A 6,123-nucleotide genomic window follows, 5' to 3' on the forward strand; every position below is an offset into this window, starting at 1 on the left:
TTTGGCACAAATACCTTTCACTACCAAGGTAGCAATCAAATAAAGAGGAAATATGAAGAAAATTAGTATATTTGGAATATTTATAGCACTTTATAGTGGTTTTTTTGTTGCAGGGGAAGTTAATTTCCCAGAAGAATTGCTGCCATTGCAGGTTAATGAGCGTGAAATAGAGCACTCATTTTTTAACAAAGTCCGAACTTTAGACTTGCCTGCAGGTGTTCATCGCATAAAAGTGAAGTATTCAGACTTATTTGAACTCGATTATGATGAGCATGAGGTGGTGGATTCAAAGCCATTTTGGGTGGAAGTAAGCATCACCGATGATGATTATCAGGTACGTTTACAGCCAATCGATAATGTTGAGCAAGCGCGCGCTTTTGCCAAGTCACCAAAAATCTGGCTGCAGCCAGAAAAAGGCGGTAAAGTCGTAGTGAAGCAAGTGAAAGCACAGATTGTCGTAGCACCCGTACCTGTCGTCCGTGAATCAGCGCCTACGCAGGTAAAAACAGCCCCTAAAATACAAGAGAACGTGGAACAAGTTGCGCCCAGTACAGGCAAGCCCGATGCCGTATCTATGTTGGAATTTTGGTGGCGACAGGCAACGCCTGAGCAACGTGCTGCGTTTTTAACGACCATTGATGCACAGCGCTAACGAACAAGCGTAAAAAAACATGCGGAGATAAAGCCTAGCCTTATCTCCGCCGGCGCTTATTCAAATATAGCGTCAACAGTACCTTGCGCTAATGGGTGGTATCCCGGACGTGCTTTTTGATACACACGATACGCCCAATCACGTTTGTCAGTATTTGCCAGTGCCTTGTATAAAGGAACGATAAGTTTGCGTCGGCCAATGCCACTTAGGTGCGCATCCAGTGCAGGGTAAATAGCCTGATAGCCGTTGCCAACTGCCAACATGTACCATGCGAATGCTAATTCAGCATTCGTTGAATTGGTCAGATTAAATGCACTGTCTAGTGCTGCCATCTTGTCCAAAGCCAGATCTCTTGGCAGGTTATTTAAAAAGTGCAGCCACTCATGCACTGTCCAGTTTCTGGTAGGCAATGTATTTAGAGACTTGCTACCACTGAGCCAAGCTTGCATATGCTTATCAACCTGATTGAAAGCATCAGAGGTTGGATTAGGCGCATCGGTTGGTAAGCCTGGTTGGTATATCCATTCTTTGGCTTTTTCTAATGAAACGATACCTGGGTGCTTTTGCAATAAGTGCTTATCAAGGTACTTAACAAACTCTGCAGTGGTCAGAGACTTAAATGCATAGGCATCGAAATACCCTTTGACGAAGACATCAAATTTTTCACGACCAAATTTTTCTTCTAAATAAATAAGGAATAATTGGCCCTTGATATAAGGTACTTTACTGAATGCATCATCTGGATCGCGACCATTGAGCTTTAAGTTCAACCGTGTATCCGGTGCAGGAATGTTTTTGAGCTGGGCGCGCAGGCCTGCAGCATCTAGTGCTTGCTCCATTACAGCGCGGTCACGACCAAACACCTCTTCCATGATGCGGTTTTCAACATAGGACGTAAAACCTTCATTGAGCCATAGATCTTCCCAAGTTGCGTTTGTCACCAGATTACCTGACCAAGAGTGCGCCAGTTCATGAGCAATCAAGTTAACGAGGCTTTTATCTCCTGCAACCACGGTTGGCGTAATGAATGATAAGCGCGGGTTTTCCATCCCACCAAATGGAAAGCTCGGTGGCAACATTAGCAAGTCGTAGCGGCCCCATGCGTATTCACCGTACATGGCATTGGTTTTGTCTATCATGGCTTGTGTGTCATTAAACTCTGCCACAGAAGCATCGAGAATTTGCGGCTCCGCAAATATCGCCGTTTGATGAGACATTTCTTTATATTCAAGGTTACCAGCACCGATGGCGATTAAATATGGTGGGATAGCCTGTGGCATATCGAACCAGTAGTCACCATCTTTCACAAACGCTTCGGAGTTGTCTGCACTCATGACTGCGCGAACATCTTTGGGTGTTTGAATACGCGCTGTATAGGTGGTGCGCATCGCGGGCGTATCTTGTACAGGGATCCAACTTCTGGCATGGATGGCTTGAGATTGGCTGTACATGAAAGGGTGAGTTTTACTTGCAGTCTGCACTGGCGTTAGCCACTGTAAGCCAGAGGCTTGTGGCAAGCTGTTATAGTAAATGCGTGCTTTGCTCGCTTGGTGCTTGAATTGGATGGTGAGCTTGGCACCTTTCACACCACTGCGCGGTGCGAGCGTGAATTGTGCGGGTAGCCATTTTCCCTGTGGTGATTGATAGAGGATTTTATCTATTTCAAGGTCGCGGGTATCCAGTACCAGTGTACGTGCATGGCTGTTTTGCCATGCTAGGGTGTGCTCAACAAATCCTTCGAGCTGCTTGTCCTCAAAGTCGATATCGAGATCCAAATGTAAGTGTGTGCTTACCACGTCTTTTAAGTTTGCAAAAGTATGCTCATCGACGGCATCTGCCGCCAAAACAGTATGAGAGAGGCCTGCCAATGTGAGGCCGAATGTTAAGGCTGAGATTTTCATTTTTATCCTTGCTCATGATTGAGTGTCCGCATTGTTATACCACTTCACAACGTAAATGGCACTTGGATGCGTTAGCGGCATCAATCAGGTAAACTAGGAGGAATAATTGGTAGTTTATAGGTGCTTTTTGTGCACGCTTTGCAGTCCTTACATACGTTTGCTTTGCCTTCTCATTGCCAAAAATTGGTGGTGGTTGAGGCGCCAGAGCAGTTAAAAGAAATAGATTTTGAACCACCTTTCTTTATTTTGGGAGAGGGAAGTAACTGCGTCTTCTTAGAAGATTTCCAAGGCAGCGTACTGCAGATAGCAAATCGTGGTATCGAAATCTCCGAAACCGAGCTGCATTATCATGTGCGTGTCGCCGCAGGTGAAAACTGGCATCAATTGGTGATCAAATTACTGAATATGGGCATAGGCGGGCTTGAAAACCTGGCATTAATACCCGGCACCGTCGGTGCAGCACCGGTGCAAAATATCGGCGCTTATGGTGTGGAGCTGGCTGATGTATTTGACTCACTAACTGGCTTTGATATTGCAAAGCGAGATTTTGTACAGCTTAATAAAGCTCAGTGCCAGTTTGGTTATCGTGACTCGGTCTTTAAAGGGCCATTGCAAGGCCAATTTGTGATCACAGAAGTCACGCTTAAACTCCCCAAGCAGTGGCAACCGATATTGGCATATGGACCATTGAAAGCGTTGCAGGGGCAGGCTGTTAGTCCACAATTAGTGGCTGATCGAGTGATACAAATAAGACGCAGTAAATTGCCTGATCCAACAGTGTGCGCCAATGCGGGTAGCTTCTTTAAAAATCCAGTTGTTGAAGCGCAATTAGTCGATACATTGCAAGAGCAGTATCCTGATATGCCAGTGTACCCGGTCACAAAGGGCAGAGTGAAACTGGCCGCAGGGTGGTTGATTGAGCAAGCCGGTCTAAAAGACCATCGTATTGGTGGTATCTGCGTGTATGACAAGCAAGCACTGGTACTGGTCAATGACCAACAGGGTAATGGCACTGAATTACTTGCCATGATTGAGCATATTCAACAGTCGGTATGGGATAAGTTTTCGGTTGCGTTAATGCCTGAAGTGCGTCTGATCGCAGCGCAAGGAGAACATTCAGCTGGGGGCATGCATGGTTAAAGCACCTGTTGGAAATAAATTAGCAATATTAAGTGCGCTGAGCCGAGATCATTTTATTTCTGGTCAGGCATTGGGAGAGCAGCTGGGGATAAGCCGTGCTGCTGTTTCAAAGCATATAAAATCATTGCAGGACATGGGCATTGATATCTTTAAAGTCACTGGCAAAGGGTATCGCTTAAATCATAGCTTACCATTACTAGATCAAAGTAAAATCATACCGGTTTGGCAGGCGCTGACCGACAAACCTTGTCACATAGAAGTGCAGCCTATCATTGACTCGACCAATAGTGAGCTGATGCGTCGCATTCAGTCTAAAGACGCGGCGTTAACATCTGGGCAGGTGCTGGTGGCAGAAATGCAACAAGCTGGTCGAGGTCGACGCGGCAGGCAATGGCAATCTCCGTTTGGTGCCAATTTATATTACAGTTATTACTGGCATTTTGAGGACGGTATGCAGGCGGCTATGGGTGTGTCTGTGGCAGTCGGATTGGCTGTACATGACGCACTCAGCGCTTTGTATGATTTGGATGTTCAGCTTAAATGGCCAAATGATATTTATATTAATGAGCATAAGTTGGCAGGTGTGTTAGTAGAGCTAGATGGGCAAATGGAAGGGCCATGTCATCTGGTGATTGGTATTGGTTTAAACGTGGCCATGCCAACCAGTGCTGCTCAGCATATTGACCAAGCTTGGACTGATTTAAGTCAGCATGTATCCGAGATAGATAAAAATCAGCTGGCCGTAGTGTTGACCCTATGTTTGCAAAAGCGCCTTCATATGTATCAAAAAAATGGTTTAAGTGACATGGTCGCACAGTGGAATGCGTTGAATGCGTTTCGTGACCAAGTAGTCAGTTTAAGCACCGGGCAAAGGCAGTGGCGGGGGATCTGTGAGGGTATTGATCATCAAGGTGGGTTAATCTTACGCCAAGATGGTGAGCGTAAAACTTATTATGGTGGTGAAATTTCACTGCGTAAGGAGCCGTGATGCGTTTGCTCGTTGATGTCGGTAATACCGCCGTGAAAGTCGCCACTGAGTTGCAAGGTGAAATTGTGCTTATTAATGAAGCGCACGTGCCTTGGCACATAATCGAAGAAGTCTTGATAGCGCAAGTTGGAAGTAACGAGGACTTAACACCGATATTGCAACAAGCCCAGTCTCATCAAGTGCCTTATCTATTTGCTTCAGTCTCACCCACTTTAGGCGCACTAAAATGTGCGTATGCAGAATTTCAAAACTTAGGCATAGATCGTTGGCTTACCGTGGTTGCCAGCTTTCATTTGTTTCCCAACCAAGCTTGTGTGATTGTTGATTCAGGAACAGCGACTAAAGTCGATGTGTTGGACGCGTCGGGTCAACACCAAGGGGGATGGATTTTGCCTGGATTAGATATGATGATCGACAGCTTGGTGGCCAATACACAAAAAGTATTCAGTGACACGCATACATTGTTCGATACAAAGCTGGGGACCAATACGCCCAATGCGGTAAAAAATGCAGCGCTGAGTGCGACTGTTGCACTGGCCGAGCGTGCAGTGACGCAAATAGGTGAAAAAGTCCAGCTCATTTATGCGGGTGGATATGGCGAACTTATTCAGCAACACCTTGATCCTAAAGGTATCTATTTTGACGATTTGGTCATGCAAGGGCTGATTTATTGGCGCAAATATCAACAAAACGATTAAATAGTAGAGTTTTTGTTGTAAATATGAGCATTTAAACAAGAAATTGCGATTTTTTTTGATTTAACGGTTGCATAGTGTCAGCGGTTGCTCTAATATCTCGCCCCGTACTAAAGCAGTGCCGACTTAGCTCAGTTGGTAGAGCAACTGACTTGTAATCAGTAGGTCATCCGTTCGACTCGGATAGTCGGCACCATCTTTAAAAGATTTAGAACACGCTTTAGAAAAGAATTTTTATGTGGAGGGGTTCCCGAGCGGCCAAAGGGATCAGACTGTAAATCTGACGGCTCAGCCTTCGCTGGTTCGAATCCAGCTCCCTCCACCACTTTATTCTTGACGGTTCTGAGGTAGTTAAGAACAGGTTCCTAAAGCGGGCATCGTATAATGGCTATTACCTCAGCCTTCCAAGCTGATGATGCGGGTTCGATTCCCGCTGCCCGCTCCAGATTTCTGGTGTGCTGATATAGCTCAGTTGGTAGAGCGCACCCTTGGTAAGGGTGAGGTCGGCAGTTCAAATCTGCCTATCAGCACCAGTCTCCGGATCTTCCCAAATACTTCCTTTGATTTGTCACAAAAACATTTATAATTGTAAAGACTAAACATAGTCCCCGCGCGCGCGCGTGAATTATTTTTATATGTAATCTAGATACACAAAAACTTATAGGTTCCGTCATGGCAAAAGAAAAGTTTGAACGCGTAAAACCGCACGTAAACGTTGGTACAATTGGCCACGTTGACCACGGTAAA

General features: G+C 45.5%; 5 protein-coding genes, 4 tRNA genes and 1 pseudogene. 9 read left to right on the plus strand and 1 reads right to left on the minus strand.

The features are described from left to right. The first annotated feature begins 52 nt into the window (after positions 1-52). On the plus strand, positions 53-652 hold the full coding sequence (locus N477_RS09020) for a DUF2057 domain-containing protein (RefSeq protein ID WP_063360009.1): 600 nt from the start codon (positions 53-55) through the stop codon (positions 650-652). 56 nt (positions 653-708) lie between these two features. On the opposite strand, the gene N477_RS09025 is transcribed toward N477_RS09020, so the two are convergent. Next, positions 709-2,553, minus strand: a complete 1,845-nt coding sequence (locus N477_RS09025; protein WP_063360010.1) for a M1 family metallopeptidase — start codon at positions 2,551-2,553, stop codon at positions 709-711. Positions 2,554-2,682: 129 nt separating this feature from the next. Here N477_RS09025 and murB point away from each other — a divergent pair, with 129 nt between their 5' ends. The 8 genes and pseudogenes from murB to N477_RS25610 all read left to right on the plus strand — a co-directional run. Beyond that, positions 2,683-3,693, plus strand: coding sequence for a UDP-N-acetylmuramate dehydrogenase (gene murB, locus N477_RS09030; RefSeq protein ID WP_063360016.1), 1,011 nt, complete (start codon positions 2,683-2,685; stop codon positions 3,691-3,693). After that, positions 3,686-4,681 (plus strand): bifunctional biotin--[acetyl-CoA-carboxylase] ligase/biotin operon repressor BirA, encoded by a 996-nt coding sequence (gene birA, locus N477_RS09035; RefSeq protein ID WP_063360011.1) that lies wholly within the window; start codon positions 3,686-3,688, stop codon positions 4,679-4,681. Before murB ends, birA begins: the two co-directional genes overlap by 8 nt. Beyond that, positions 4,681-5,379, plus strand: coding sequence for a type III pantothenate kinase (locus N477_RS09040; RefSeq protein WP_063360012.1), 699 nt, complete (start codon positions 4,681-4,683; stop codon positions 5,377-5,379). Before birA ends, N477_RS09040 begins: the two co-directional genes overlap by 1 nt. A 117-nt stretch (positions 5,380-5,496) precedes the next feature. Then, positions 5,497-5,572, plus strand: a tRNA-Thr gene (locus tag N477_RS09045). Between the two features lie 44 nt (positions 5,573-5,616). Further along, a tRNA-Tyr gene (locus N477_RS09050) sits at positions 5,617-5,701 on the plus strand. Positions 5,702-5,746: 45 nt separating this feature from the next. Continuing rightward, positions 5,747-5,821: transfer RNA gene (locus tag N477_RS09055), tRNA-Gly, on the plus strand. A gap of 12 nt (positions 5,822-5,833) precedes the next feature. Next, a tRNA-Thr gene (locus tag N477_RS09060) sits at positions 5,834-5,909 on the plus strand. Between the two features lie 139 nt (positions 5,910-6,048). Next, positions 6,049-6,123, plus strand: a pseudogene (locus tag N477_RS25610) (elongation factor Tu); the annotation flags it as partial.

Source organism: Pseudoalteromonas luteoviolacea H33-S (genome assembly GCF_001625695.1).
In the GTDB taxonomy this organism is placed as follows: domain Bacteria; phylum Pseudomonadota; class Gammaproteobacteria; order Enterobacterales; family Alteromonadaceae; genus Pseudoalteromonas; species Pseudoalteromonas luteoviolacea_B.

Excerpts from the sequence above, each read along its gene's own strand:
- N477_RS09020 (WP_063360009.1), top strand. The coding sequence starts at position 53 with ATGAAGAAAATTAGTATATTTGGAATATTTATAGCACTTTATAGTGGT.
- N477_RS09025 (WP_063360010.1), bottom strand. The coding sequence starts at position 2,553 with ATGAAAATCTCAGCCTTAACATTCGGCCTCACATTGGCAGGCCTCTCT.
- birA (WP_063360011.1), top strand. The coding sequence starts at position 3,686 with ATGGTTAAAGCACCTGTTGGAAATAAATTAGCAATATTAAGTGCGCTG.
- N477_RS09040 (WP_063360012.1), top strand. The coding sequence starts at position 4,681 with ATGCGTTTGCTCGTTGATGTCGGTAATACCGCCGTGAAAGTCGCCACT.